Consider the following 22674-nt stretch of genomic DNA (forward strand, 5'->3'; position numbering starts at 1 on the left):
AATGCCTTTCCGAGTTCTCACCACCCCGCGATAGACTGCGGGAGGGCGAAGCGGTGACGGGTCGGGCGCAACCCAGAGAAAGCGGTTCCCTGCCCCATCGGGGCCGGGCATCGGGCCTTTAGGGCCGGAAGATGTTCGGCGTGATTGATCCCGCCTCGCGCCAGGCGCGGGCCAAGGGCCCATGCACCGGCAGCCGCCGCTCAAGGATCGTCTGCACGACCCAAGCGATGGCGGCGAAGGGGATCGCCACAAGGAAGATCAGGGCGAAATAGACGTAGAACTCTGCGCGCGGTGCGCGGTGGACGTGATGCCCATTCTCGCCGGCGGTATGATCGCTCATGCAGTCCCTCCTCTGATTGTCTGGGCGGATGAACCCCGCAGGGCCTCCACCGTTTCCTTGACCACCCGCTCCGCACCTTGATCGAGCGCGGCCTTCTCGGCCGCGTCCCGCAGGGTCCGCGCAGCGGAAATCCGTGTCAGGATCGGATGTTCGGAAACGATCCGGTCCAGTTCGGCCTGTGCATCGGCATCCCAAGGGAAGTCGCGGCGCAGGGTGGTTGGCGTCGCCGCGGCACTGTCCATCTCGGACCCCAGCGGCAGAATGTGGAACAGCGCCTCGAACAGCCCGTTGCAGACCTCCTGCAACAGCCAGACGCAGCCGGCATAGCCCATGAAGGGCGTGCCCGTATGGCGGCGGATTGCGGCACCGGGGAAGGAGGCCGCGATGAAATGCGGCTGGGGGCCATGCCCTGCCTTCAACTCGGCCAGATACATCTTCTCATTGATCGACCCCATCAGAACCAAGGGTCGATGCTGGCGGATCATCGCCCGCACCTGTTCGTTGTTGGTCTTGGCCCCCGCCTGCCGCGCCACGGCAAAGGCGCAAGGCAGCCCAAGGTCGCTTTCCAGATAATGCCGGATGCCACGCGCATAGGTTTCATTCGCCACGATGGCGAAATTCGCCGTGCCAAAGAAATCCTGCGTCACCGACCGCCACAGATCCCAGACGGGCTTCAGCGTGGAATGCTTTTCCTTGGCGATGAACGGCTCCGGGTCCAGCCCCAGCAACTCGCCCAGCTTGCGCAGGAATTTCGTCGTGCTGTCCAAGCCGATGGGCGCCTGCAAGTAAGGCTTGCCCAGCACCTCGGCCAAACCCCGCCCGAATTCGCGATACATCACGATATTGACGTCGGCATTCACCAGATTGCGCATCTCGGCCAGATGCGCGCCCAAGGGCAGAACCATGTTCACTTCGGCCCCGATGCCTTCCACCAAACGGCGGATTTCATGCAGGTCCGACGCCATGTTGAAGACACCATACATCGGGCCAAGGATGTTCACGCGTGGGCGGTCACCATCCTCGCGCTTTTTCTCCACCGGCATCCGGCCCTTGGTCATTCCGAATTCGGTGAAAATCCACGTCATCGCCCGGTCGGCGGCCTGCCACTGATCCTCATCGATCGTGCGCGGCAGGAACCTCTGGATATTCGTCCCCATCGGCGTCACGCCGCCGCCGATCATCTCGGCAATCGACCCGGTGACAACCACCGCAGGCAGCGCCGGGTCCAATGTCTTCCACGCGCGCTTCATCGCGCCTTCGGTGCCGTCGCGGCCCAGTTCTTCCTCGCCCAGACCAGTCACCACGATGGGCAACTCATGCGGCGGCAAAGCGTCCGTGTAATGCAGCACGGATGTCACAGGCAGGTTCTCGCAGCCCACCGGGCCGTCGATCACCACCTGTAATCCTTTGACGGCGCAGAAGGCATAAACTGCCCCCCAATAGCCGCCCGCGCGATCATGATCCTGGATCAACATCAGATCATCGCCTCCGCTTGCGCGGCCTTGGCGGCCTTTTCCAGCTTCTTCTGATGCGCCGCCCGGAAATCGGGGCGCAGGTTCGGCGCCCCTTCCCAGATGCCCGCCGTGTCGCCGGTTCCGACGCCCTCGAAGAACTCCTTCATCCCGTCCATGCGTGCCTTATTCGCCATGGCGGCATTTACCACCTGCGCCAAGGACCCCGCACCGGCAGGCCCCATCAGAGGCCGCGCCGAAATCAGGTTGGTGAAATACAGCGCCGGAATGGCCAATTCCTTGGCCTTCTGCACCACCGGGGTCGTCCCGATGGCCAGATCGGGGCGGAAAGCCTCCATCGCGGCGCAATCATCTTCCAGCGACGCGCGATATTTCACCGCCACGCCGCGCGCTTCCAGCCAGTCGCGATCCGCTGCCGACCATTCGGTCTTGGCGCAGGCCGTGCCCACATAGGCCACATCCGCCCCGCTTTCGACCAGAAGCCGCGCCACCAAGAGTTCGGACCCTTCATAGCCCGACAGCGTGATCCGCCCCTCGATCCGATTATCCGCCAGCGCCCCCTTGATCGCCTGACCAAAGCCGTTCTGCGCCGCCGCAATACGGTCCGCCGCCACGCCATAGGCCGCGCCTATGGCCGCAAGCCATTCCATCGTGCCATCATGGCCCACCGGGGCCGATCCCACGATCTTGCGCCCCGCCGCCTGAAACTCGCGGATTGCTGCCGTGTAGAAAGGATGGATCGCAGCCACCACACCGCAATCGAGCGCGGCATAAAGTTCACGCCATTCGCGGCACGGCACGACCGGCCCCGCCGCCAGCCCCAAAGGTGCCAGCATCGCCCCGATCATCATCGGATCGGCGGGGAACATCTCACCCAGCAGCGCCACCGTCGGGCGATCCGACCGCCCACGCTCCGGTGCCGCCACAGGCCCCGCCTCGATCTCGCGCCGCGCATAGTTCAGCATCGCGCCCGCCAGCACATCCTTGGCCTCGGCATGGGTCGGCACGCCGAACCCCGGCACGTCGATCCCCACGATGCGCACACCGTTGATTTCATTGGGAAGCAGCTTCAGCGGCACGCCCGACGCCGTCGGAACGCACAGGTTCGTCACCACCACCGCATCATAGCGTTCGGGATCAGCCAGCTCATGCACCGCATCGCGGATGTCTTCGAACAACTTGCCCGTCACCAGTGTCTCGGAATTGAACGGCACATAGCCCACCGACCGCCGCGCCCCGTAGAAATGCGACACAAAGGTCAGGCCATAGACACAGCAGGCCGACCCCGACAGAACCGTCGCCACCCGCCGCATCCGCAGGCCCACGCGCAAAGACCCAAAGGCCGGGCACATGCTTTGCGGCTTGTCATGCGGGCCTTGCGGGTAATCGGCGGCATAGCGGTCAAGGATTTCCGAATTCCCCGCCGCCCGCGCCGCAGCCTCCATCTCGGCCGCCCCCGCATGGCAGCCCATCCCGTCCATAGCGGCCACGTCCGCACCGACCGCAGCGGCCTCGCCCACTTCGGGGCGAAGCCCCTCGGTCACGGGCGTCTCGGCAGCCTGGTCATAGCGGATCTCGCCAGCCATCACTTCGTCCCCTTCCGGGCCATGGCGCGCAGCGCCTCTTCCAGTTTCTCAAGGGCGGAAAGGTCAAACATCGTCATAGACCACTTCCAAGGACTTCACCTCGCCCGCGAACTTGCCGCGCATGTCGGCATCGTTTGCAGGCTCAAGAACGAAATCGGCCCCGGTCGTCTCGGCATCGAACAGGCTCAGAAGCCCGTCCTGAGTCAGCGGCTTGGGCCGGAGCGGCGGCGCCTCGGCCACGTTCTCGGCCAGCTCGGTGAACAGCCCGCCCCATTGCGTCGCATTGGTGCCCACGATCTGATAATTCGCCGATTTGCGCCGCAGGTCGTCATCCGCCGGAATGCTGGCAAGGATCGGAATATTCACCGCCGCCGCGAAGGCCGCAGCCTCGCCCGTACCGTCATCCTTGTTGATGACCATGCCCGCGACGCCAACATTGCCGCCCAGCTTGCGGAAATACTCCACCGCCGAACAGACATTGTTGGCCACATACAGCGATTGCAGGTCATTCGACGCGACCACGATCACCTTCTGCGCCATGTCCCTCGCGATCGGCAGGCCAAACCCGCCGCAGACCACATCACCAAGGAAATCCAGCAGGACATAGTCAAAGTCCCAATCATGGAACCCCAGCTTTTCCAAAAGCTCAAAGCCGTGGATGATGCCGCGCCCGCCGCAGCCGCGACCGACCTCCGGCCCGCCAAGCTCCATCGCAAAGACCCCGCCGCGCTTGAAGCAGACATCGCCGATCTTCACCTCTTCCCCTGCCAACTTCTTGCGGGTGGAGGTTTCGATGATCGTCGGGCAAGCCTTGCCGCCAAACAGAAGCGAAGTCGTATCCGACTTCGGATCGCAGCCGATCAGCAGCACGCGCTTGCCCATCTCGGCCATCATGTGGCTCAGGTTGGCCAGCGTGAAGCTCTTGCCGATCCCGCCCTTGCCGTAGATCGCGATGATCTGCGTCTTCTTTGAAGGAGGGTCCTGCGGCACTTCCAGTGTCGGTTCCTCATGCGCTTCATCGCGCAGGCGGGTGTCAAAATCCTTCAGGTTGGGAACGTCGTTCATGCCGTGGCCTTCCAATCGAGGATCATCTTGAGGCAGGCCGCATCGCCAAAGGCCGTCGCATAGGCCTCGGGCGCATCGGTCGCCGGACGGGTGTGGGTGATAAGACCTTTCAGAGACAGCGCCCCGCTTTCGATCAGCGCGCGCGTCGCAGTCAGGTCATCTGGCTGCCATTCGCTGGCAATGCGGAAGCGCGCCTCTTTCATGAAGGCGGGCGGAAAGGCGAAAGAGACAGGTTCCGTATAGAACCCCGCCAGCACAACCTCGCCCCCTTTGGCCAGCCGCATCACCAACTGGTCAAGCAGGCCCTTCGCGCCGGATGCGTCATAGATGGCCTTGTAATCCCGGCGCGGGTCGTCTTCGGGCGCGATACAGGCATAGCCTGCCGCGCCCTCGCGCCGCGCCGGATTGGTTTCCCACACGGTCGGGGCAGGCGCACCCGCCGCCAGCGTCAACCGCGCCAACAGACGGCCCAGCGTGCCATGACCCACGATCAGATCGGGCAGCGCCGTGTCGAACCCCGCCAGCGCATGCCGCGCCGTCGCAGCCAACGCCAGAAGCGCACCTTCCGCGCCCATGCCGCCATCGATCCGCGCCACGCGATGCGCAGGCGTCACCAAGTGGCGCGACGCGCCCCCGAACAACCCCTTCACATCGCCCGCAAAGCAGTTTGCACCAGGGACAAAAACATGTTCACCGACGCGGAACCCGCTTTCGGCCCCCGCCTCGACCACCACGCCGGCCGCTTCATAGCCGGGGACAAGCGGATAGCCCATGCCCGGGAAAGGCGGCATCGTTCCGGTGTAGAACAGCTTTTCGGTGCCCGTGGAAATGCCGGAATGCGCGATCTCGACCACCAGATCCCCCGCGCCCGGGGCGACAAGGTCCAGCGGCTGAAGCGAAAGCTCCCTCGGGCCGGAAAGGATGACTGCGGTCGTTCTCACGTTTCTTCCCCCTGCGCCGCGACTCTCCCGAACGGGGTCGAGTGGTTGGCTATGTGTAAGGATAGACTGACAGCGCGCAGTGTCAATTTAATTAGACACTTTTTTGTGTGCTGTCGCTGACAGTCTTCACCCCGGTCACAACCGAAGTGACAAAAGGCCGAAATCCTTGCCGGAACTGGCAATCCACAAAGCCTGCCGCGCTCAGAAGGCGCGTGATTTCCGCACCAGACCGCACCCGTCCGGTTTGCATGGCCAGGGTGTAAACGGAAAAGTACACATCCGTTGCCCGATCCGGTGTGTCGCCACCCCCCATCGGCTCGGAAACCACGATCCGCCCGCCCTCAGGCAGCGCCGCCCAAACCGCGCGCAGCAGCTGCGCCACCGTCGCATCGGCATGGTCGTACAGCACCCGGACCAGTGAGATGGCATCCGCCCCGCTAGGCAGCGGATCATCCCGGAACGACCCCGGCACGATTCGCACCCGCCCCCGCATCCCGGCTGCGGCGAACCGCGCCTCCGCGCCCGGCACCACGGCCGGCAGATCAAAGAGCGTCATCTCCAACCCCGGATGCGCACTTCCCACGGCGGTCAAAAAGGCCCCCGTCCCGCCCCCCACATCCATCAGATGCCGCACACCCCGGAAATCGACCGCCGCCAGCGTATCCGCCGCGACCAAGCCCTGACTGTCCGCCATCAGCGCCGAATAGCGCGCGGCAAGCTCAGGGTCCGCCGCGCCCCCCGCGCCAAAGACATAGGGCCAGAACCCCGCCAGTTCCGGCTGCGTTTCGCCCCTGAAAAAGGCCACCGGATCGGCCAGATCGCGATAAAGGACGGGATGATGGCGCACCATCGCCTCCAGCCCCGGCACGGCAAGAAAGGCCGCCCCCCGCACCGTCAACCGCCACATCCCCCGCCGCTCGGCCACAAGGCCAAGCCCGGCGCCCGCCTTCATCAAAATGGCCATCCGCTCGGTTGGAACCCCCGCAGGCCCGGCCAAGGCGGCCAAGGGCGCAGGCCCTTCGGCCAGCCGATGCAACACCCGGAACTCCACCAGCGCGAGCAGCGCCTGCGATTGCACGAAGCCTTGAACAATATCGAACAGCGCCACGCCCTCGGCGCGCGCCAAATGGCGCAACCCAGGCACCTTCGCGCAAAAGGCATGAAACCGTGGCGACAGGCCCAGCCGCACCGCCCAAGGCTGGCGCGCCCGCACAGGGCGGGCTGCGGGGCCTGCGGCCGCGTCGCTCATCCCCGCACCGGTTGCAGATCGACCGGCGTCATCCGTTCGGCATAGGCCCGCACCATCGCGGCCAGCATCGCCTCGCCAGGGCAAGACGGGATCGACGCAATCGCGCCCCCCAGAATATCCTTCAGATGCCGGACAGCCCCCTGCACCCCCAGTTCCCGCACCGCCGAAGGCCGCGCATGGGCCGCATCCTGCCCCGCAGGCTTGCCCATCTCTGCCGCCGTCAGCAGCGCATCCTTCAAATCATCGGCCACCTGAAAGGCCTCGCCGATCCGCGCGCCCAATTCCTCCCACGGCTCGGCCTCCTGCCCCGCCGCGATGGCCCCCATCTGCGTCGCCGCGATGAACAGCGCCCCGGTCTTCGCGCGGTGATAGGCGGCAAGGTTCACCTCCGCCTCGCTCTCCCATCCTTGCCCGGCGCATATGCCGCCCGGCATCCCCGTCCGCTGCGCCAGAACGCGGATCAACTCCACCGCCCGCCGCGGATGATCCCCCGCCGCCCGCGCCAATACCTCAAAGGCCAACACGATCAGCGAATCGCCCGTCAGCACCGCCACCGGTTCGCCATAGGCGCGATGCACCGTGGGCTTGCCGCGCCGGATATCGGCATCGTCGAAACAGGGCAGATCGTCATGCACCAGCGACGCACAATGGATCAGCTCCAACGCCGCCGCCGCCGCATCCGTCAGATGCGGGCGATCATCGCCACAGGCCCGCGCGACCGACACAAGAATCGTAGGCCGAATTCGCGCGCCACCGGGAAACACCGCATGATCCAGCGCCGCCCGCAGCTTTGCCGGGGCCTCGGTCCCGCCGATCGCCCCCTGCCCCAGCGAAAGCGCCGCGGCCACCGCCGCCTCGATCCTCAGGTCCATGCCGCCATTCACGCCGCCCGCAACGCCCATGACCGTTCCTTTCGCTGTCCTGCCCCGCAGTCTCGCACCGCTGACGCAAAGTGTAAACTAAATCTTACACTCTGTTGTAATTCAGGATGGACAACTTCAAGGGCTTCCCTACACTCTGACGCCATGCAACAGGACCGGGTCATCGTCATCGGCGCCGGGATGGGGGGCCTTGCCTCCGCCATCCGCCTTGCCGCATCTGGCCTGCAAGTGACCGTGGTCGAGGCCGCCGCAACACCGGGCGGCAAGGCCCGCGCCATCCCCTCCGCCGCTGGCCCCGTCGATACCGGCCCCACTGTCCTGACCATGCGGCACGTCTTCGACACCCTCTTCGCGCTGAATGGCGAAAGGCTTGACGATCACCTCACCCTGATCCCCCAGCCGCTCCTTGCGCGCCATTGGTGGCCGGGGTCCGACGCGCTCGACCTTTCCACCGACCGCGCCCAGAACGCCGAAAACATCCGCGCCTTCGCAGGCCCGCGCGAGGCAGAGGCCTTCCTGAAATTCGACCGCCTTGCCGAAGACCTCTTTACCGCCTTCGACGCCCCTGTGATGCAGGCCCCCCGCCCCGACCTCCCCGCCATCGCCCGCGCCGCGCTGGCTCGCCCGCGCCTCTGGCCCGCGCTCCTGCCGGGTCTCTCGCTTGAACGCTGGCTGAAAAGTCACTTCCGCGACCCCCGCCTAGTCCAGCTATTTGCCCGCTACGCCACTTATGTCGGCGGCCGCCCCACCCACTCTCCCGCCGTCCTGTCGCTCATCTGGCGGGCCGAGGCGCGGGGGGTCTGGGCCGTCCAAGGCGGGATGCACCATCTCGCCGCCGCCCTCGCCGCCTTGGCCGAACGGATGGGGGTGACCTTCCGCTACGCCACCCAAGCCGCCCGTATCCAGCGCCAGAATGGCCACGTCACGGGCGTGCAGATCGCCGATGGCCGCACCCTTCCCTGCGATTTCGTCGTCTTCAACGGCGACCCCGCCGCACTGGCAACGGGCCGTCTGGGCAGCGCCGCCGCCGAGGCGCTCCCCCAAAGCGCCAGCCAACCGCGCAGCCTTTCCGCCCTCGTCTGGGCCTTCGCCTCGCAGGCGACCGGCCCCAAAGCCCCCGACCTGATCCATCACAACCTCTTCTTCACCGAAGATACGACCCGCGAATGGGGGCCGATTGGCGACGGCAAAATGCCCACCGCCCCGACGCTTTATCTTTGCGCCGAAGACCGCACGCGCGGCCCCGCATCTGGCCCCGAACGGTTCGAGATCATCCTGAACGCCCCCGCAGGCCTGCCCGCGCTCCGCCCCGAGGATTTCCACCAATGCCGACAGATCACCTTCGACCGACTTTCCCGCATGGGGCTGACGCTGAACCCGCCGGGGCCAGAGGCGCTCACCTCTCCCGCTGCGCTGGACCGGCTCTTTCCGGCCTCGAAAGGCGCGATCTATGGCCGATCACCCGAAGGGACGATGGCCAGCTTTCAACGCCCTCCCGCCCGAACCGCCCTGCCGGGCCTCTATCTGGCGGGGGGCGGGGCGCATCCGGGGGCGGGCGTGCCGATGGCAGCCCTCTCCGCGATGCACGCGGCCGAGGCGATCACGCAGGACCGGATTTCCGCGTCGAGGTCGGCCCCGATGGTTATGCGTGGTGGTATCTCGACGGCATCTCCGATGACGGAAAGCGCGCGGTCTCGGTCATAGGCTTCATCGGTTCGGTCTTCTCGCCCTGGTATGCCTGGTCGGGGCGGCGCAACCCGCAAAACCATGTCTGCCTCAACGTCGCCACCTACGGCCCCGGCGGCCGCTTCACCATGACCGACCGCGGCACCGCCGCGCTTCGGCAGGAAAAGGACACCCTCACCATCGGCCCCTCCCGCATGCATTGGACGGGGCGGGAACTGGTGATCGATGTGGACGAGGTTTCCTCGCCGCCCCTCATCTCCCGCGTCAGGGGGCGCATCACCCTCATCCCCTCGGCCATCACCGGGGTAGAGCTTGCCCTCCACCCCCGCCACCAATGGCGCCCCTTTGCCCCCACCGCTCGCATCAAGGTGGAACTCACCCAAGGCCATGATTGGGAAGGCCACGGCTATTTCGACGCCAATTTCGGCAGCGCGGCGCTTGAGGCGGATTTTGATTTCTGGACATGGGGCCGCTTTCCCATGCGGGATCGCGCGCTGTGCCTCTATGACGCCACTTGGCGCGACGGCACCCAGCAGGATTTCGCGCTCGAAGTCAGCACGTCTGGCGAGGCGCGCGAAGTCTCCGCCCCACCCCGCACCGCCTTTGCTCGCACGAATTGGCTCGTCCGTCGCGAAACCCGCGCCGATCCCGGCACAAGGCCCCGGCAGGTGCTGCCCATGCTCGACGCGCCCTTCTATTCGCGCAGTGTGGTTGAAACCCGGCTGATGGGAGAGGTCACGCAAGGCGTGCACGAAGCGCTCGACCTCACCCGCTTCCGCCAACCGCTCTTGAAACCGATGCTGGCTGTCCGTGTGCCAAGGCGGGCGGGCTGGACCGCGTCCTGACCGGAAATTGCGCCAATTTCCGGCGCGATTTCTGCGCGCAGAAATCGCCTGAAAATCTGACGCAGATTTTCGGCAGCCCTTCGCCGCAGCGTTGCGCAGCAACGCCATTCACCGCGCGCTCTGTGCCCACAGTTTGCGGCACAAAACCCGGCACAGCCGTTATCGGCCAAACCCTTGAAATCTCAGGCCGCCACGTTGCGATACCACACCGACCGATTCAGCATGCCCGCCACCGTCACCCAAAGCAGATAGGGCACAAACAAAACCCCCGCGATGGCGTCATGCTGCCAAAAGGCGACCATGGTCGACGCCACCGCCAGCCACAACAGGAAGATGATCACCAGCCCCGCACCGATCCGCCGCAGCCCGAAAAAAACGGGCGTCCACAAGGTGTTCAGCGCGATCTGCACAGACCAAAGCGCTAAGGCCTGCCCGTTATCGGGCATCATCGCCACCCGCGCCGCCGCTGCCGACATCGACAGATACAAAACCATCCACGCCACCGGAAACAGCCAATCCGGCGGCGTCCAGCGTGGCTTTGCAAGGCCCCGATACCATTCTCCCGGCTGGAACATCGCCCCCGTCGCCGCCGCCGCCCCGCAGGCCGCCAGATAGGTCAGAAACAGCGTGAGAAATTCCATCGCGCCCTCCGCATGGTTGCGGGGTCGATCTAACCCGGCTTGGGGTTTCGTCCAAGAAAAACCTTGTGATCAGGGCCCTTAGGCCAAGCCGCGATCCTGCGCCTCGAGCTGTGCCAGCACCGCCAGCAGCGCATCAGACCGCCCCCGTCGCGCCTCGCCCCGCGCCGCTGCCCGCACCAGAAAGGCCACCTCCGGCTCCGGCCCCGCATGCAGCACCGCCGCCCTTGGCCCCAGCGCCGACACCGCCGCCTTCCCCGTCGCCGCCGCCAGACAGGCCAGCTTTCGGACACGTCCCGTGCTCGCCCGCGCCGTCACGCTATCCCCCCGCGCTCGGCGCACACAGCCGCCGATCGCGCCATAGATCATCCCAGCCGCATGAATGCCGGGGCGGCAGGACAGGGGCAGCGATGCCACCCCCGCCTCCGCCCGCGCATAAAGCCGATCCGCCTCATCCAGCAGCCGCAAGGCCGCCCGCGCCACCCCCGGATAGGCCTTTGGCCGCGCCAGAAATGCATCGGGATCAATGCCTTCCGCCCAAAGCCACGCCGTCGGCAGATAGATCCGCCCGGCCCGCGCATCCTCACCCACATCCCGCGCGATATTGGTCAGTTGCATCGCCAGACCCAGATCGCAGGCCCGCGCCAAGGCATCCGCATCGCGCACCCGCATCAGCACGCACATCATCGCGCCGACCGCCGCCGCCACCCGCGCGGAATAATCCATCACCCCCGACAGCGTCTCATAACGCCGCCCCACCGCATCCCAGGCAAAGCCTTCCAAAAGCGCCTCGGGTAAGGCGCGCGGCATCTCAAACCCCTCGACCACCGCCGCAAAGGCGCGGTCCGCCGGCGCATTGGCAGGCGTGCCGCGATAGACCAGATCCAACCGATCCCGCAGCGCCAGCACCGCCCCCGCCTTATCGGACCCCTCATCCACCGCATCATCCGACATCCGGCAAAAGGCATAAAGCGCCAGCGCCGGGTCGCGCACCGCCCCCGGCAAAAGCCGCGACGCCGCATGGAAAGACAGCGATCCCGTTCGGATCGCCTCGCGGCAATGGGCCATGTCGCGCGGGTCGATCATTCCGCAGCCATCCTCAATTCCTCGCGCTGTTTCAACAGTTTGGGCGCATCGGGGACAAGCATTCCCAAAACCTCCGCCGTCCCCACCACGCCGGGCAGCCCCGCCCCCGGATGCGTCCCCGCCCCGGCCAGAAACAGCCCCGGCAGTTCTTCCGAGATGTTGTGCGGCCGGAACCAAGCCGATTGCAGAATGCGCGGCTCGATGGAAAATCCCGCACCGTACGGCGACAGGTAACGGTCGCGAAAGGTTTCGGGCGTAAAGCTGATCTCCTCGGTGATGCGATCGCGAAAACCAGGGATCAGCCGCTCGTCCAGCATCTTCGCCATCTTGGCGCGGTAGCGCGGTTCCTCCTCGGCCCAGTCCACACCATTGTCGAAACCAAGATGGGGAACCGGTGACAGGGCATAGAACGTATCATCGCCCTCGGGCGCACAGGACGGATCGGTCACGCTTGGCCGATGCACATAAAGGCTCATGTCATCCGCCAACTTCCCGCGGATGAAGATATCCTTAATATGCTCCCGATAGCGGGGGCCGACGACGATGGAATGGTGCCCGACATCGCGCCACATATCGCGCGTGCCCTTCGTCCCGAAGTACCAGACATAAAGCCCCATGGACCAACGGGCATCCTTCACCTTGCGATCCGTCCAGCGCTTCCTTGGCAGGTTACGCAACAGCCGCGTATAGGTGTGGCCCGCATCCGCATTGCTGACGACAAGCCCCGCGCGCATCACCTCACCGGACATCAGCCTTACGCCCGCCGCGCGCCCATTTTCTGTAACGATTTCATCCACTTCCGTATTGTGGACGACCTCGCCCCCCTGTGCCGCGATCACCCGCGCCATGCCCTCGGCAATCGCCTGCACCCCGCCCATCGCGTAATGCACGCCAAAGGCCTTTTCCAGATGGCTGACAAGGATATACATCGATGTCACGTTGAACGGGTCACCCCCGATGAACAGCGGATGGAAGGATAGCGCAAAGCGCAACCGCTCATCCTTCACCCGTCCCGCCGCATGAGCATAGACGGACCGATCCGCCCGCATCATCCCGAACTTCGGCAGCACCTTGATCAGGTCCCAAAGCCGATGCATCGGCCGTCGCCCCAGATCTTCATAGCCGAACCAATAGCGCGCTTCGCTATCCTTCAGGAACTTCTCGTAACCCTTTACATCACGAGGCGAAATCCGTCCCACCTCGGCCTTCATCAAGGCCTCGTCCTGTCGCGCGGTAAAGGTCGATCCGTCATCAAATCGGATCTCATAGAACGGCTCCATCGGCACCAGCCGAACATCCCGGTCAAAGTCCCGCCCGCAGGCCGCCCACAAATCGCGCAAGCCTTGCGGCACGGTCACAATCGTCGGCCCCAGATCAAAGCGATGCCCGCCTTTGGTGATCGAAGACCCGCGCCCGCCCACCCGATCCAGCCGATCGATAACCGTCACCCGCCACCCCTTCGCGCCCAACCGCATGGCCGAGGCAAGCCCCCCCAGACCTGCCCCGATCACGATGGCATGATCCGCCTCTAAGGGGGCAGAAACGTCGGCGGGGCGATGGCGCGATGTGTGTTCCATGGATTCGATGATAGAGTGTCTAGTTTGATTTACAATATCACAGGTCACATCGCCGCATAACGCCGTTTTCGCTTTCCCTTGGCAACATATAATGTCAGACTAAGTTTACACCATCCGACAGGAGGGTCGCGCCATTTCCGTCACCAGCCTTAGCCTCTTCCGCTTCGACGGGGTTCTCCCGCGCCTTTGGGTGATCGGGCAGATGGGGGCCGCACGCCTTGCCCTGCGCCGCGAACGCCGCGCGCTGTTCTGGAAGCTCTGCGGTTCCGGCACCGGGGAAGGCTTCACCCCTCGTCCGAATTGGGGCGTCTGGGCCATCCTTGCCACTTGGCCGGATGAATCCACGGCCCGCGCCGCCACCACTGACAGCCCCGTCTGGCAAAGATGGCGCGCAAGGGCCGGGGAAAGCTGGACCATCTTCCTTGATCCCCTCTCCGCCCGTGGCCGCTGGGCCGGCGTGAACCCTTTCCTCCCCGACCTGCCTGGCCAGAACTCCCAAGGCCCCCTTGCAGCCCTGACCCGTGCCACGGTCCGCCCCTCGCGCGCGCTTAAATTCTGGGATCGCGTGCCCTCCATCTCTGCCGTGATCGGCACCGACCCCAATGTCGCCTTCAAGATCGGCATCGGCGAGGTGCCGCTTCTGCATCAGGTCACCTTTTCCATATGGCCCGATACGGCCAGCATGGCCGCCTTCGCGCGTGGCGACGGCCCTCATGGCCGTGCCATCAAGGCCGTGCGGGACGGCAACTGGTTTAACGAAGAACTCTATGCCCGCTTCCGCCTTCTGGGCAGCATGGGCAGCTGGAACGGCGTCGATCCCTTGGCCAACCTCACCCCGGCCAAGGCCGCATGATCCGGAATAATCAGATGATCCAAGACCTTACGGTAAGAACATGAAGCAACCCTTCCCCTTCTCTGCCATCGTCGGGCAAGAGGCGATGAAACAGGCCATGATCCTGACGGCGGTCGATCCCGCCATCGGTGGCGTCCTCGTCTTTGGGGATCGCGGCACGGGCAAATCCACCGCCGTCCGCGCCCTCGCCGCCCTCTTGCCAGAGATCGAGGCGGTCGAAGGCTGCCCCGTCAATTCTGCCAGTCCCGTGCAGGTGCCCGATTGGGCGCAAGGGGCCACAGACCGCATCATCACCAAACCCACCCCGGTGGTGGACCTGCCCCTTGGCGTCACAGAAGACCGCGTCGTGGGCGCCCTCGACATCGAACGCGCCCTGACACGCGGAGAAAAGGCTTTTGAACCCGGCCTCCTCGCCCGCGCCAATCGCGGCTACCTCTACATTGACGAAGTGAACCTGCTTGAGGATCACATCGTCGATCTCCTCCTCGACGTGGCGCAGTCCGGCGAGAATGTGGTGGAACGCGAGGGCCTCTCCATCCGCCACCCCGCCCGCTTTGTCCTTGTCGGCTCCGGCAACCCAGAGGAAGGCGAACTTCGCCCACAACTCCTTGATAGATTTGGATTTTCCGTCGAAGTCACATCCCCCCGCGATGTCGATACACGGGTCGAGGTGATCCGCCGCCGCGACAGTTATGAAACCAACTATGGGGCTTTCATGGAAACCTGGCGCCCGCAGGATGCAGCCCTTCGCGACCGCATCCTTGCCGCCCGCGCCGCGCTGCCACAGATCACGACCCCGAATACCGTCCTGCATGATTGCGCCAGCCTCTGCATCGCCATCGGCTCTGACGGCTTGCGCGGCGAACTCACCCTGCTGCGCGCCGCCCGCGCATTGGCCGCCTTCGAAGGGGATGATGCGGTGGGCCGCATCCACCTCAAGGCCGTGGCCCCCATGTGCCTCTCGCACCGTCTGCGCCGCGATCCCTTGGACGAGGCCGGGTCCACCTCCCGCGTCATCCGCGCCGTGACCGAGGTGCTGCCCTGACCATGGATGATCCCTGGGGCCGGGTCGAAACCGCGCTCGCCTGCCTTGCCACCGATCCGGGCGGGCTCAAGGGGCTGTGGCTGCGTGCCCGCTCGGGCCCCGTGCGCGACCGCGTGACGGCAGGCCTTGCCGCCCTGCCCCTGCCGCAGCGCCGCCTCCACCCCACCATCGCCGATGACGCGCTTTTTGGTGGGCTGGACCTTGCCGCCACGCTGGCCACAGGCCATCCCGTGATGCAGCAAGGCCTTCTCGCCCAGCCTGCCGCGCTCATCCTGACCATGGCCGAACGCTGCCCCCCCGGCCTTGCCGCCCGCCTCGCCACAGCGCTGGACGCCCCCGCCCACACCCTTATCGCGCTGGACGAAGGGGCCGAGGCGGACGAAACCCTTGCCCCCGCGCTTTCTGACCGACTGGCACTGTTTCTTGATCTGACCGATATCTCCCTCTCCGACTCCCGCGAGATTTCCCTTGATCCGCAACAGCTTGCCAAGGCCCGCGCAAACCTGCCCCACCTCACCCTGACCCCCGATCAACTCGACGCCCTCACCCGCGCCGCCGCCGAACTTGGCATCCCCTCCCTCCGTGCGCCGCTGCTGGCCGCTGCCGCTGCCCGCGCTCATGCCGCTTGGGCAGGCCACGACGCCATCACCGAAGACGACCTCGCCGGAGGGGCCGCCCTGGTCTATGGCCACCGCACCACGCCGCTTCCCGATCAGGCCGAAGCACCTCCCGACTCCCCCCCACCCCCCGATCAGACCCCGGATGACGGTGAGGCACAGTCCGAAGACCAATCCCAATCCATCCCCGAGGACATGCTGGTCGAGGCCGCCCTCGCCGCCCTGCCCCGCGATCTGTTGGAGGCGCTGGCCGCTGGCCGCGCCGCCCGTGCCGCGAAATCCGCAGGCGGCACCGGGGCCGAACGGGGCGGCAACCGCCGGGGTCGCCCCCTGCCCTCGCGCCCCGGCCGCCTTGAACCCGGCGCGCGCATCGACCTTGTCGCCACTCTGCGCGCCGCCGCCCCGTGGCAACCGCTCCGCCGCGCCCAGACGCCCGACCGCGATGCCGCCCTTCTGGTCCGCGCTGCCGATATCCGCCTCAAACGCTTCCGCGAAACCTCAGACCGCGTGCTGATCTTCGCCGTCGATGCCTCCGGCTCCGCCGCCTTCGCCCGTCTGGCCGAGGCGAAAGGGGCAATCGAACTTCTCCTCGCGCAGGCCTATGCGCGCCGCGACCATGTCTCGCTTCTGGCCTTCAAGGGCCGCGCGGCAGAACTCATCCTGCCCCCAACCCGCTCGCTGGTGCAAACCAAGCGGCGGTTGGCGGGCGTTCCGGGCGGGGGCGGCACCCCGCTCGCCTCTGGCCTGCAACTGGCGCTGGCCACGGCAGCACAGGCGAAACAGCGCGGCATGACCCCGACCATCGCCATTCTAACCGATGGGCGCGGCAATATCGCCCTCGATGGCACCCCCGACCGCGCGCGGGCCGAGGATGAGGCAACCCTCCTTGCCCGCCAGATCCGCGCGTCTGCCACCCCCGCCCTTGTGATCGACGTGGCCAACCGCCCGCAACCCGCGCTGCGCACCCTTGCCCAGATCATGGATGCCCCCTACCTCGCCCTGCCCCGCGCCGATGCGCGCCGTCTGTCCACCGTGTTGGGCGAGGCGTTGGAGACCTGACATGACCGCCCCCCGCAGGCCCAAGGAAAGCATGCCGCCCGACCGCATGCCGCAGGATTGGCCCTATCGCGACAAGACCCGCCGCGTCGCCTCACGCCCGCATGACTGGTCGGTCGTGGATATCGGCAAAGGCCCCTGCCTCCTTATGTTGCATGGCGCAGGCGGCGCGGGCCACAGTTTCCGCAACCTTATCCCCCTGCTCGCCACCCATTACAGGGTCATCGTCCCCGATCTGCCGGGGCAAGGCTTCACCCGATCCGGGGCGCGGGGCCGATACGGCATCGACGCTATGGCCGAAGACGTGGCCACGCTCTGCAAAACGATGGATATCGCCGTCTCCGCCATCATTGGCCATTCGGCAGGCGCGGCCCTCGCGCTGCGGCTGTCCCCACTCCTCAATCCAAAGGGCATCGTCGGCATCAACGCGGCCCTTGGGGCCTTTGACGGGGCGGCAGGCGTGATGTTCCCGCTTCTGGCGCGCGTGCTAGCCGTCACCCCTTTCATCCCACATGTCGTCGCAAAGCTTTGGGGAAATCCCGCCACGGTGAACAAACTCCTCACCGCCACAGGCTCCCCCCTCGATGCGGCGGGGCAAGCGCAATATCTGACGCTTGTCCGCGATGCAGCCCATGTGGACGGCACGCTTGGCATGATGGCCCAATGGCGGCTGGACGATCTGATGCGCCAATTGCCCACCATCGCCACCCCTACCCTTCTGATTGCCTCGTCCGGCGATCTTGCCGTCCCTGCCCGCATCTCGCGCGATGCGGCCCATCAGATGTCGGCGGCCAGCTATGTCGAACTGGCCGATCACGGCCATCTGGTGCATGAAGAGGCGCCCCAAGCCGTCGCCGACCTGATCCTGCACTTCCTCGCCGGATTGACCCCGGATTGACCCTTGCTTTCCCTGACCAGAAAGCTCCCGGCCCTGCGCAATCGGCTGGGAAACCCTCCCCAGACGACATAGCCCCCGGCGATCACGCCTACGGCGCGGAACGCCAAAGGAATGGCTTGCCTCCGGCGTCCCCGCCAGACGTACCGCCTAAATCCGCTCAGCGCCCCGCGACCAGACTGCCAAAGATGCGATCCATATGCTGTTCCAGATAAATCCGCAGCCAAGGCGTGAACCGTTCCGGCGACCGCAGCACTTCGGCTGACAGATCATAAAGATCGACCCAACGCACCGCCGCCACCTCGTCCGGGTGCGGCACCACCGTCAGCGCGGCAGGGGCTTCGGCCACAAAAATATCAACCAATTCATGCTCGATCATCCCGCCCCCCACCTCGGCGCGGTATTCGACCCGATCGGCAAAGACCGGAAACAGCCCTTCGATCCCCAATTCCTCGCGCAAGCGGCGCACCGCGCAGGCCGCCGGATCCTCGTCCCAGCGCGGATGGGTGCAGCAGGTATTCGCCCACAGGCCCGGCGTGTGATACTTGGCCAGCGCCCGCTGCTGGATCAGCACCCGCCGCCCCTGCATCACAAAAACGGACACGGCCTTGTGGCGCAGCCCCTTTAGATGCACCTCCATCTTCCCCACTGGAACAAGACGACCATCCACCCAAGCCGGGATATTCTCTTCAAGCGCTGCGGATGTGGGGGCAAGCATGGCCATGGCTTCAGGTCCAGACCGGCGAGACTAGCCGTAACAGATGCGCCATGTTCTTCATCCCGATCTTCACATGGGCCATGGGCCGCGCCTTCACCAGCTTCTTGTTCATATAGGCCTCGAAGGTCAGCTTTTGCACATCCACATCATGGCACAGGCTGACAAACCTCTCGCGCCGCTCGTCGCTGCGATAATAGGCATCCTGCATCGACCGCAAGACCCGGAACACCGTGCCATGCTCGCGCATGAAAAGTTTGCGCGCGATCCGCAAATCACTTGCCTTGCCTGACGCCAGAACCGCTTGCGCTGCCGTGGCAGCCACCCGCCCCCCGGCCATGGCGTAAAAGATGCCCTCACCGGATGAGGGCGCAACCACCCCGGCAGCATCGCCCGCCAGCACCACATCGCGCCCATTGTCCCAACGGTCCAAGGGCTTCAACGGGATCGGTGCGCCCTCCTTGCGGATCGTCTCGCAATCCGTCAGGCCCGATGCCGCACGCAGGTCCGCCGTGGCCTTCTTCAGATCCACCCCATCCAGCCCCGTGCCCATCCCCACGCTGGCCTGATTGCCATGCGGAAAGACCCAGCCATAGAAATCCGGGGAAATCCGCCCGTCATAAATCACGTCACAGCGGTCGGGGTCATAATCAGGCGAAGGTTCGGGGGCCTTGATGATCTCGTGATAGGCGATGACGTAAGGAATTGTGCTGCCACCGGGCACCTCTGCCCGCGCCACGACCGAGCGCGCGCCATCCGCACCGATCACAATCCGGGTGGCCGACCGCCGCTCCTCTCCCGTCGCCTTGTCGCGCCAGACGACATGGGTGCCGCCTGCGTCCCGCTCCACCCGCAGAAAGGTTCCGGTCAGCCGCTCCGCCCCGGCCTTGGCCGCCCTTGCGCGCAGGTATTCGTCGAAATGTTCGCGATCCACCATACCCACATAGCCATTCTCGATCGGGATATCGACCATCCGACCCGTGGGCGAAATCATCCGCGCCGTGGTGATCTTGGCCACGATCTGCGCATCCTCGATCTCAAAATCCCGAATGGCGCGCGGCGGGATCGCCCCGCCACATGGCTTGATCCGCCCCGCCCGATCCAGAAGCGCCACGCTTTTCCCAGCCCGCGCCAGATCCTCGGCCGCCGTCGCACCCGAAGGCCCGCCACCTACCACGAAGACGTCATATGCCATGGGTCACTCCCCCGGTATCAGTTGCGCATCGGGCAGGCGCTCACCGCCCCGCCCTTCGATCACCCGCAGCGCGATCAGCGCCGCAATCAGAAACAGCCCCGCCTCGGCCAGAAAGACGGCGCCAAAGGCATCCGATACCGGCAGGACAAATCGCAGACCATCCGCCGCCGCCGCCCCAACCAGCCCGCCAAACCCTGCCGCCAAGGCCTGCGCCGCGCCCCAAAGGCCCATCCGCGTGCCCTCGCGCGCTCCGCGCCCCTGCCCGGCCAGTGCCATCATCGACCCGATGGCCGCCACAGCGAACATCCCGTTGAAAAAGCCCAAGGCCACCACCGCAGGCACCAAAGCGCCCCCCGTCTGGCCCAAAGCCGCCACCGCGATGAGGGACAGCGCCGATCCGACGCATCCCCCCATCACCCACATCCGCAGCGTGCCAATCCGCAGCCCTGTCGCCGCGATGCCCACAAGCAGCATGCCGACAAAGACGCCCCCATTCTGCGCCCCCGAAAGCTGCGTGCTTTCCCCCGGCGCAAAACCGAAAACCAACCCCGCATAAGGCTCAAGGATCAGTTCCTGCATGAAATAGGCGGTCATCGACAAAAAGATGAACAGGGTAAAGACCCGCGCCCGCCGCTCGGCCCAAACCTCGGCCAGACCAGCCCGAAAGGGCAGCGTCTCTGCCTCCCGCTCTGCCACCACGCGCCGTTCGATCCCCCAGACGGCCAAGGTGGTCAGAACCACTGCGCCTCCGGTTACAACTCCCACGATCTCCAACAGCAGCGCAGGCGTGTAGGGGTCCAACAGCGCCCCGACCGTCCCTGCTGTCACCGCGATGCCAAGGATCATCATCAGCCACGTAATCGTCGCCGCCGCCGCCCGCCGCCGCGGCTCGGTCGCCGTCGCCAAAAGCGCAAGGAGAGACGTCCCCGACGCCCCCACCCCCACCCCGATCAGCGCGTATGCCAGTACCGATAGCGCCAGCCCAAGGCCGAACCCTGATGGAAACAGCACCACCGCAACCGCCGCCAGAAAGGCCCCAAGGGACAGCGCCGCCATCCCCCCGATGATAAAGGTCGTGCGGTTCCCTTTGGTATCCGACCGGAACCCCCAATTGGGCCGCGTGATCTGTATCCCGTAATGCAAAGCGACCAGCAGCCCCGGCAACACCGCAGGCAGCGCCAGCTCCACCACCATCAGCCGGTTCAACGTCGAGGTGGTCAACACCACCACCGCGCCAAGGCACATCTGCACCAGGCCCAGCCTTACGATCTGGACCCAGCCCAGCTTCATGCCAGCCCCCGCAGTGCAAAGGCCGAAATCATCATGCCGGTGACATACAGCACCACGCCAGTCCCGTTATACCAAGGCGCCTTGCCCTTCGGGTCGCGGAACAGGACCCGCATCGCGGCAATCTGCAAGATCAGCACCGCCAGCACGCCCAGCGCATGCAAAGGCTTGCCCCACAGCGCCAGCAGCGGGATCACCAAAGCCTGCGCCATGCCCATCACCGTGCAGGCGATCTTGGCCGCCACCTCCGGCCCCAGCACCACAGGCAAGGACCGCACGCCATGCTGCCGATCCCCCTCCAGCGCCTTGAAATCATTCAAGGTCATGATCCCATGCGCGCCGAAGGCGTAAAGCAGGGCGATCATCACGATCTCGAACCGTGGCGCGGCCTGCAACAGCACGGCGGCACCGGTGAACCACGGCAGCCCTTCATAGGACAGCCCGACAAGCCCCGGTCCCCACCAACCCGACCGCTTCAAGCGCACCGGCTCGGCGCTATAGGCCCAAGCCGCGATCACACCCGCCACGGTCGCCCAGAACCCCCATGTCCCCAGCAGGGACCCAACCCACAGCGACAGCGCGGTCATCGCCAAGGCGATATAAAGCCCCCAGCGCCCCGGGATCCGCCCCGAAGGGATCGGTCGATCCGGTTCGTTCACCGCATCCACATGCCGATCGCACCAGTCATTCGCGGCCTGAGACATCCCGCAGACGATCGGCCCCGCCAGCACCATGCCCAGCAGCACCATCCCCCAATTCCCCGACAGCGGCACCCCAGCGGAAACCGATCCGCAGAGATAGGCCCAGATCGGCGGGAACCATGTAATGGGCTTGATCAGCCGCAGCATGGCGCGCGGTTCAGGAAGGCGGCGGGGCTGTATGGATATGCTGACAGTCATGTGTCAACTACATAGTACATTGGAGAGTCGGGCAAGAGTCGATACGTCGCATGTGTCAACTTTTTCTGACACCCGGGCTTCATCTTGGCCCAAATACTCAAATTCCGACGGCTCCACCCCGCGCCACGCCGCAGGTCAGGGGCGCGGCACAACCTCGAACCGGCAAACCGGATCGCCCGCCGCGATACAGGCCACCTCGCGCACCACGCATCCTTTCCAGACCAGCCGCGCGAAAAGCCGCTCGAACACCGCCGCATGCCAATGGCACAGCGGATGATCGGACCGCAGCCCCGCCACCAGCGGATTGCCCGCCACCTCAAAGGTCAGGGGATGCCAGCCTGTGATGCGAAACGCCCCCGATCCGGCAAAGGTCCAAGAATGTTGCGCTATGGCCGCCGCCAGCACCCGCGCGCCCATGGGCGCAGGCAGAACCCGGATCACCCATTGCGCCGCCTTCGGGATGCGATGCTTCAGGATATAGCTGCCCGTCGCCAACCCGGCGAGGCGCAGCAGACCCTCCGCCCGCTCCGGCACCGCCATCCGCAGCGCCAGATGCACCGCCGCCGCCTCCGCCTCGGGGATCATGCCAAGGCTGGGGTCCGGCACGGCCACCCCTGCCGCCCCCATGACCTGATCGCGCAAGGCCCGGCCCTCCACCCGGTCCAGCACGGCCACCAGCTGCGTGATCGCATTCGGCCCGATCCGCGCCTCTGCCGCCGCTACGGGGACAAAGCCGCCATCCATGA

At 65.8% G+C, this 22674-nt stretch carries 21 protein-coding genes; 6 read left to right on the forward strand and 15 right to left on the reverse strand.

From position 1 onward, the window contains the following. Positions 1-118 precede the first annotated feature (118 nt). The 7 genes from pufQ to QF092_RS06615 all read right to left on the reverse strand — a co-directional run bounded on the left by pufQ (position 119) and on the right by QF092_RS06615 (position 7555). On the reverse strand, positions 119-340 hold the full coding sequence (gene pufQ / locus QF092_RS06585; protein ID WP_281468753.1) for a cytochrome PufQ: 222 nt from the start codon (positions 338-340) through the stop codon (positions 119-121). Further along, on the reverse strand, positions 337-1815 hold the full coding sequence (gene bchZ, locus QF092_RS06590; protein ID WP_281468754.1) for a chlorophyllide a reductase subunit Z: 1479 nt from the start codon (positions 1813-1815) through the stop codon (positions 337-339). Before bchZ ends, pufQ begins: the two co-directional genes overlap by 4 nt. Beyond that, the gene (gene bchY, locus QF092_RS06595; RefSeq protein ID WP_420026531.1) at positions 1815-3293 is read right to left on the reverse strand and encodes a chlorophyllide a reductase subunit Y; all 1479 of its coding nucleotides are present in this window, start codon (positions 3291-3293) and stop codon (positions 1815-1817) included. Before bchY ends, bchZ begins: the two co-directional genes overlap by 1 nt. 168 nt (positions 3294-3461) lie before the next feature. Beyond that, positions 3462-4463 carry a chlorophyllide a reductase iron protein subunit X gene (locus QF092_RS06600; RefSeq protein WP_281468758.1) on the reverse strand — a complete coding sequence of 334 codons (1002 nt, stop codon included), beginning with the start codon at positions 4461-4463 and terminating at the stop codon, positions 3462-3464. Beyond that, positions 4460-5404: a chlorophyll synthesis pathway protein BchC gene (gene bchC / locus QF092_RS06605; protein WP_281468760.1), complete on the reverse strand. Its 945-nt coding sequence runs from the start codon at positions 5402-5404 to the stop codon at positions 4460-4462. The genes QF092_RS06600 and bchC overlap by 4 nt, the downstream gene beginning before the upstream one ends. A gap of 91 nt (positions 5405-5495) precedes the next feature. Next, on the reverse strand, positions 5496-6653 hold the full coding sequence (locus QF092_RS06610; RefSeq protein WP_281468762.1) for a methyltransferase: 1158 nt from the start codon (positions 6651-6653) through the stop codon (positions 5496-5498). Next, on the reverse strand, positions 6650-7555 hold the full coding sequence (locus QF092_RS06615) for a polyprenyl synthetase family protein (protein WP_420026505.1): 906 nt from the start codon (positions 7553-7555) through the stop codon (positions 6650-6652). Before QF092_RS06615 ends, QF092_RS06610 begins: the two co-directional genes overlap by 4 nt. 123 nt (positions 7556-7678) lie before the next feature. Here QF092_RS06615 and crtD point away from each other — a divergent pair, with 123 nt between their 5' ends. Continuing rightward, a complete protein-coding gene (crtD, locus tag QF092_RS06620) occupies positions 7679-9238 on the forward strand; it encodes a 1-hydroxycarotenoid 3,4-desaturase CrtD (RefSeq protein WP_281468764.1) in 1560 nt (519 codons plus the stop codon). Further along, positions 9202-10065 carry a carotenoid 1,2-hydratase gene (crtC, locus tag QF092_RS06625; protein WP_281469812.1) on the forward strand — a complete coding sequence of 288 codons (864 nt, stop codon included), beginning with the start codon at positions 9202-9204 and terminating at the stop codon, positions 10063-10065. The genes crtD and crtC overlap by 37 nt, the downstream gene beginning before the upstream one ends. Positions 10066-10247: 182 nt before the next feature. On the opposite strand, the gene tspO is transcribed toward crtC, so the two are convergent. The 3 genes from tspO to QF092_RS06640 all read right to left on the reverse strand — a co-directional run bounded on the left by tspO (position 10248) and on the right by QF092_RS06640 (position 13366). Then, complete coding sequence (gene tspO / locus QF092_RS06630) at positions 10248-10706, reverse strand: tryptophan-rich sensory protein TspO (protein WP_281468766.1); 459 nt, start codon at positions 10704-10706, stop codon at positions 10248-10250. A gap of 78 nt (positions 10707-10784) precedes the next feature. Beyond that, entirely contained in the window at positions 10785-11789 is a 1005-nt protein-coding gene (gene crtB / locus QF092_RS06635; protein WP_281468768.1) for a 15-cis-phytoene synthase, read from the reverse strand. After that, on the reverse strand, positions 11786-13366 hold the full coding sequence (locus tag QF092_RS06640) for a phytoene desaturase (protein ID WP_281468770.1): 1581 nt from the start codon (positions 13364-13366) through the stop codon (positions 11786-11788). Before QF092_RS06640 ends, crtB begins: the two co-directional genes overlap by 4 nt. A 133-nt stretch (positions 13367-13499) precedes the next feature. On the opposite strand from QF092_RS06640, the gene crtA reads away from it, so the two are divergent. The 4 genes from crtA to bchO are packed head-to-tail and all read left to right on the forward strand — an operon-like array spanning position 13500 to position 17835. Continuing rightward, entirely contained in the window at positions 13500-14219 is a 720-nt protein-coding gene (gene crtA, locus QF092_RS06645; protein ID WP_420026532.1) for a spheroidene monooxygenase, read from the forward strand. A 40-nt stretch (positions 14220-14259) separates the two neighbouring features. Further along, a complete protein-coding gene (gene bchI, locus QF092_RS06650; RefSeq protein ID WP_281468773.1) occupies positions 14260-15264 on the forward strand; it encodes a magnesium chelatase ATPase subunit I in 1005 nt (334 codons plus the stop codon). Between the two features lie 2 nt (positions 15265-15266). Next, the gene (locus QF092_RS06655; protein ID WP_281468775.1) at positions 15267-16940 is read left to right on the forward strand and encodes a magnesium chelatase subunit D; all 1674 of its coding nucleotides are present in this window, start codon (positions 15267-15269) and stop codon (positions 16938-16940) included. Between the two features lies 1 nt (position 16941). After that, on the forward strand, positions 16942-17835 hold the full coding sequence (bchO, locus tag QF092_RS06660) for an alpha/beta fold hydrolase BchO (protein ID WP_337250656.1): 894 nt from the start codon (positions 16942-16944) through the stop codon (positions 17833-17835). A gap of 157 nt (positions 17836-17992) precedes the next feature. Here the strand turns inward: bchO and idi are convergent, their stop codons facing one another. The 5 genes from idi to bchJ form a co-directional block, all read right to left on the reverse strand. Then, positions 17993-18556 (reverse strand): isopentenyl-diphosphate Delta-isomerase, encoded by a 564-nt coding sequence (idi, locus tag QF092_RS06665; protein WP_281468778.1) that lies wholly within the window; start codon positions 18554-18556, stop codon positions 17993-17995. A gap of 4 nt (positions 18557-18560) precedes the next feature. Beyond that, a complete protein-coding gene (locus QF092_RS06670) occupies positions 18561-19742 on the reverse strand; it encodes a geranylgeranyl diphosphate reductase (RefSeq protein ID WP_281468780.1) in 1182 nt (393 codons plus the stop codon). Positions 19743-19745: 3 nt separating this feature from the next. Beyond that, the gene (locus tag QF092_RS06675; RefSeq protein WP_281468782.1) at positions 19746-21032 is read right to left on the reverse strand and encodes a BCD family MFS transporter; all 1287 of its coding nucleotides are present in this window, start codon (positions 21030-21032) and stop codon (positions 19746-19748) included. Then, a complete protein-coding gene (gene chlG / locus QF092_RS06680; RefSeq protein ID WP_281468784.1) occupies positions 21029-21928 on the reverse strand; it encodes a chlorophyll synthase ChlG in 900 nt (299 codons plus the stop codon). Before chlG ends, QF092_RS06675 begins: the two co-directional genes overlap by 4 nt. A gap of 135 nt (positions 21929-22063) precedes the next feature. Further along, positions 22064-22672 (reverse strand): bacteriochlorophyll 4-vinyl reductase, encoded by a 609-nt coding sequence (gene bchJ, locus QF092_RS06685; RefSeq protein ID WP_281468786.1) that lies wholly within the window; start codon positions 22670-22672, stop codon positions 22064-22066. Positions 22673-22674: the final 2 nt, after the last annotated feature.

The organism is Fuscovulum ytuae (assembly GCF_029953595.1).
In the GTDB taxonomy this organism is placed as follows: Bacteria; Pseudomonadota; Alphaproteobacteria; order Rhodobacterales; family Rhodobacteraceae; genus Paragemmobacter; species Paragemmobacter ytuae.

Coding starts and splice junctions, on each gene's coding strand:
- bchZ (WP_281468754.1), bottom strand. CDS start 1,815: ATGTTGATCCAGGATCATGATCGCGCGGGCGGCTATTGGGGGGCAGTT.
- bchO (WP_337250656.1), top strand. CDS start 16,942: ATGACCGCCCCCCGCAGGCCCAAGGAAAGCATGCCGCCCGACCGCATG.
- tspO (WP_281468766.1), bottom strand. CDS start 10,706: ATGGAATTTCTCACGCTGTTTCTGACCTATCTGGCGGCCTGCGGGGCG.
- QF092_RS06600 (WP_281468758.1), bottom strand. CDS start 4,463: ATGAACGACGTTCCCAACCTGAAGGATTTTGACACCCGCCTGCGCGAT.
- QF092_RS06670 (WP_281468780.1), bottom strand. CDS start 19,742: ATGGCATATGACGTCTTCGTGGTAGGTGGCGGGCCTTCGGGTGCGACG.
- QF092_RS06640 (WP_281468770.1), bottom strand. CDS start 13,366: ATGGAACACACATCGCGCCATCGCCCCGCCGACGTTTCTGCCCCCTTA.
- QF092_RS06615 (WP_420026505.1), bottom strand. CDS start 7,555: ATGGGCGTTGCGGGCGGCGTGAATGGCGGCATGGACCTGAGGATCGAG.
- crtD (WP_281468764.1), top strand. CDS start 7,679: ATGCAACAGGACCGGGTCATCGTCATCGGCGCCGGGATGGGGGGCCTT.
- QF092_RS06655 (WP_281468775.1), top strand. CDS start 15,267: ATGGATGATCCCTGGGGCCGGGTCGAAACCGCGCTCGCCTGCCTTGCC.
- bchY (WP_420026531.1), bottom strand. CDS start 3,293: ATGGACGGGATGGGCTGCCATGCGGGGGCGGCCGAGATGGAGGCTGCG.
- pufQ (WP_281468753.1), bottom strand. CDS start 340: ATGAGCGATCATACCGCCGGCGAGAATGGGCATCACGTCCACCGCGCA.
- bchJ (WP_281468786.1), bottom strand. CDS start 22,672: ATGGATGGCGGCTTTGTCCCCGTAGCGGCGGCAGAGGCGCGGATCGGG.
- idi (WP_281468778.1), bottom strand. CDS start 18,556: ATGGCCATGCTTGCCCCCACATCCGCAGCGCTTGAAGAGAATATCCCG.
- chlG (WP_281468784.1), bottom strand. CDS start 21,928: ATGACTGTCAGCATATCCATACAGCCCCGCCGCCTTCCTGAACCGCGC.
- QF092_RS06610 (WP_281468762.1), bottom strand. CDS start 6,653: ATGAGCGACGCGGCCGCAGGCCCCGCAGCCCGCCCTGTGCGGGCGCGC.
- bchI (WP_281468773.1), top strand. CDS start 14,260: ATGAAGCAACCCTTCCCCTTCTCTGCCATCGTCGGGCAAGAGGCGATG.
- QF092_RS06675 (WP_281468782.1), bottom strand. CDS start 21,032: ATGAAGCTGGGCTGGGTCCAGATCGTAAGGCTGGGCCTGGTGCAGATG.
- crtB (WP_281468768.1), bottom strand. CDS start 11,789: ATGATCGACCCGCGCGACATGGCCCATTGCCGCGAGGCGATCCGAACG.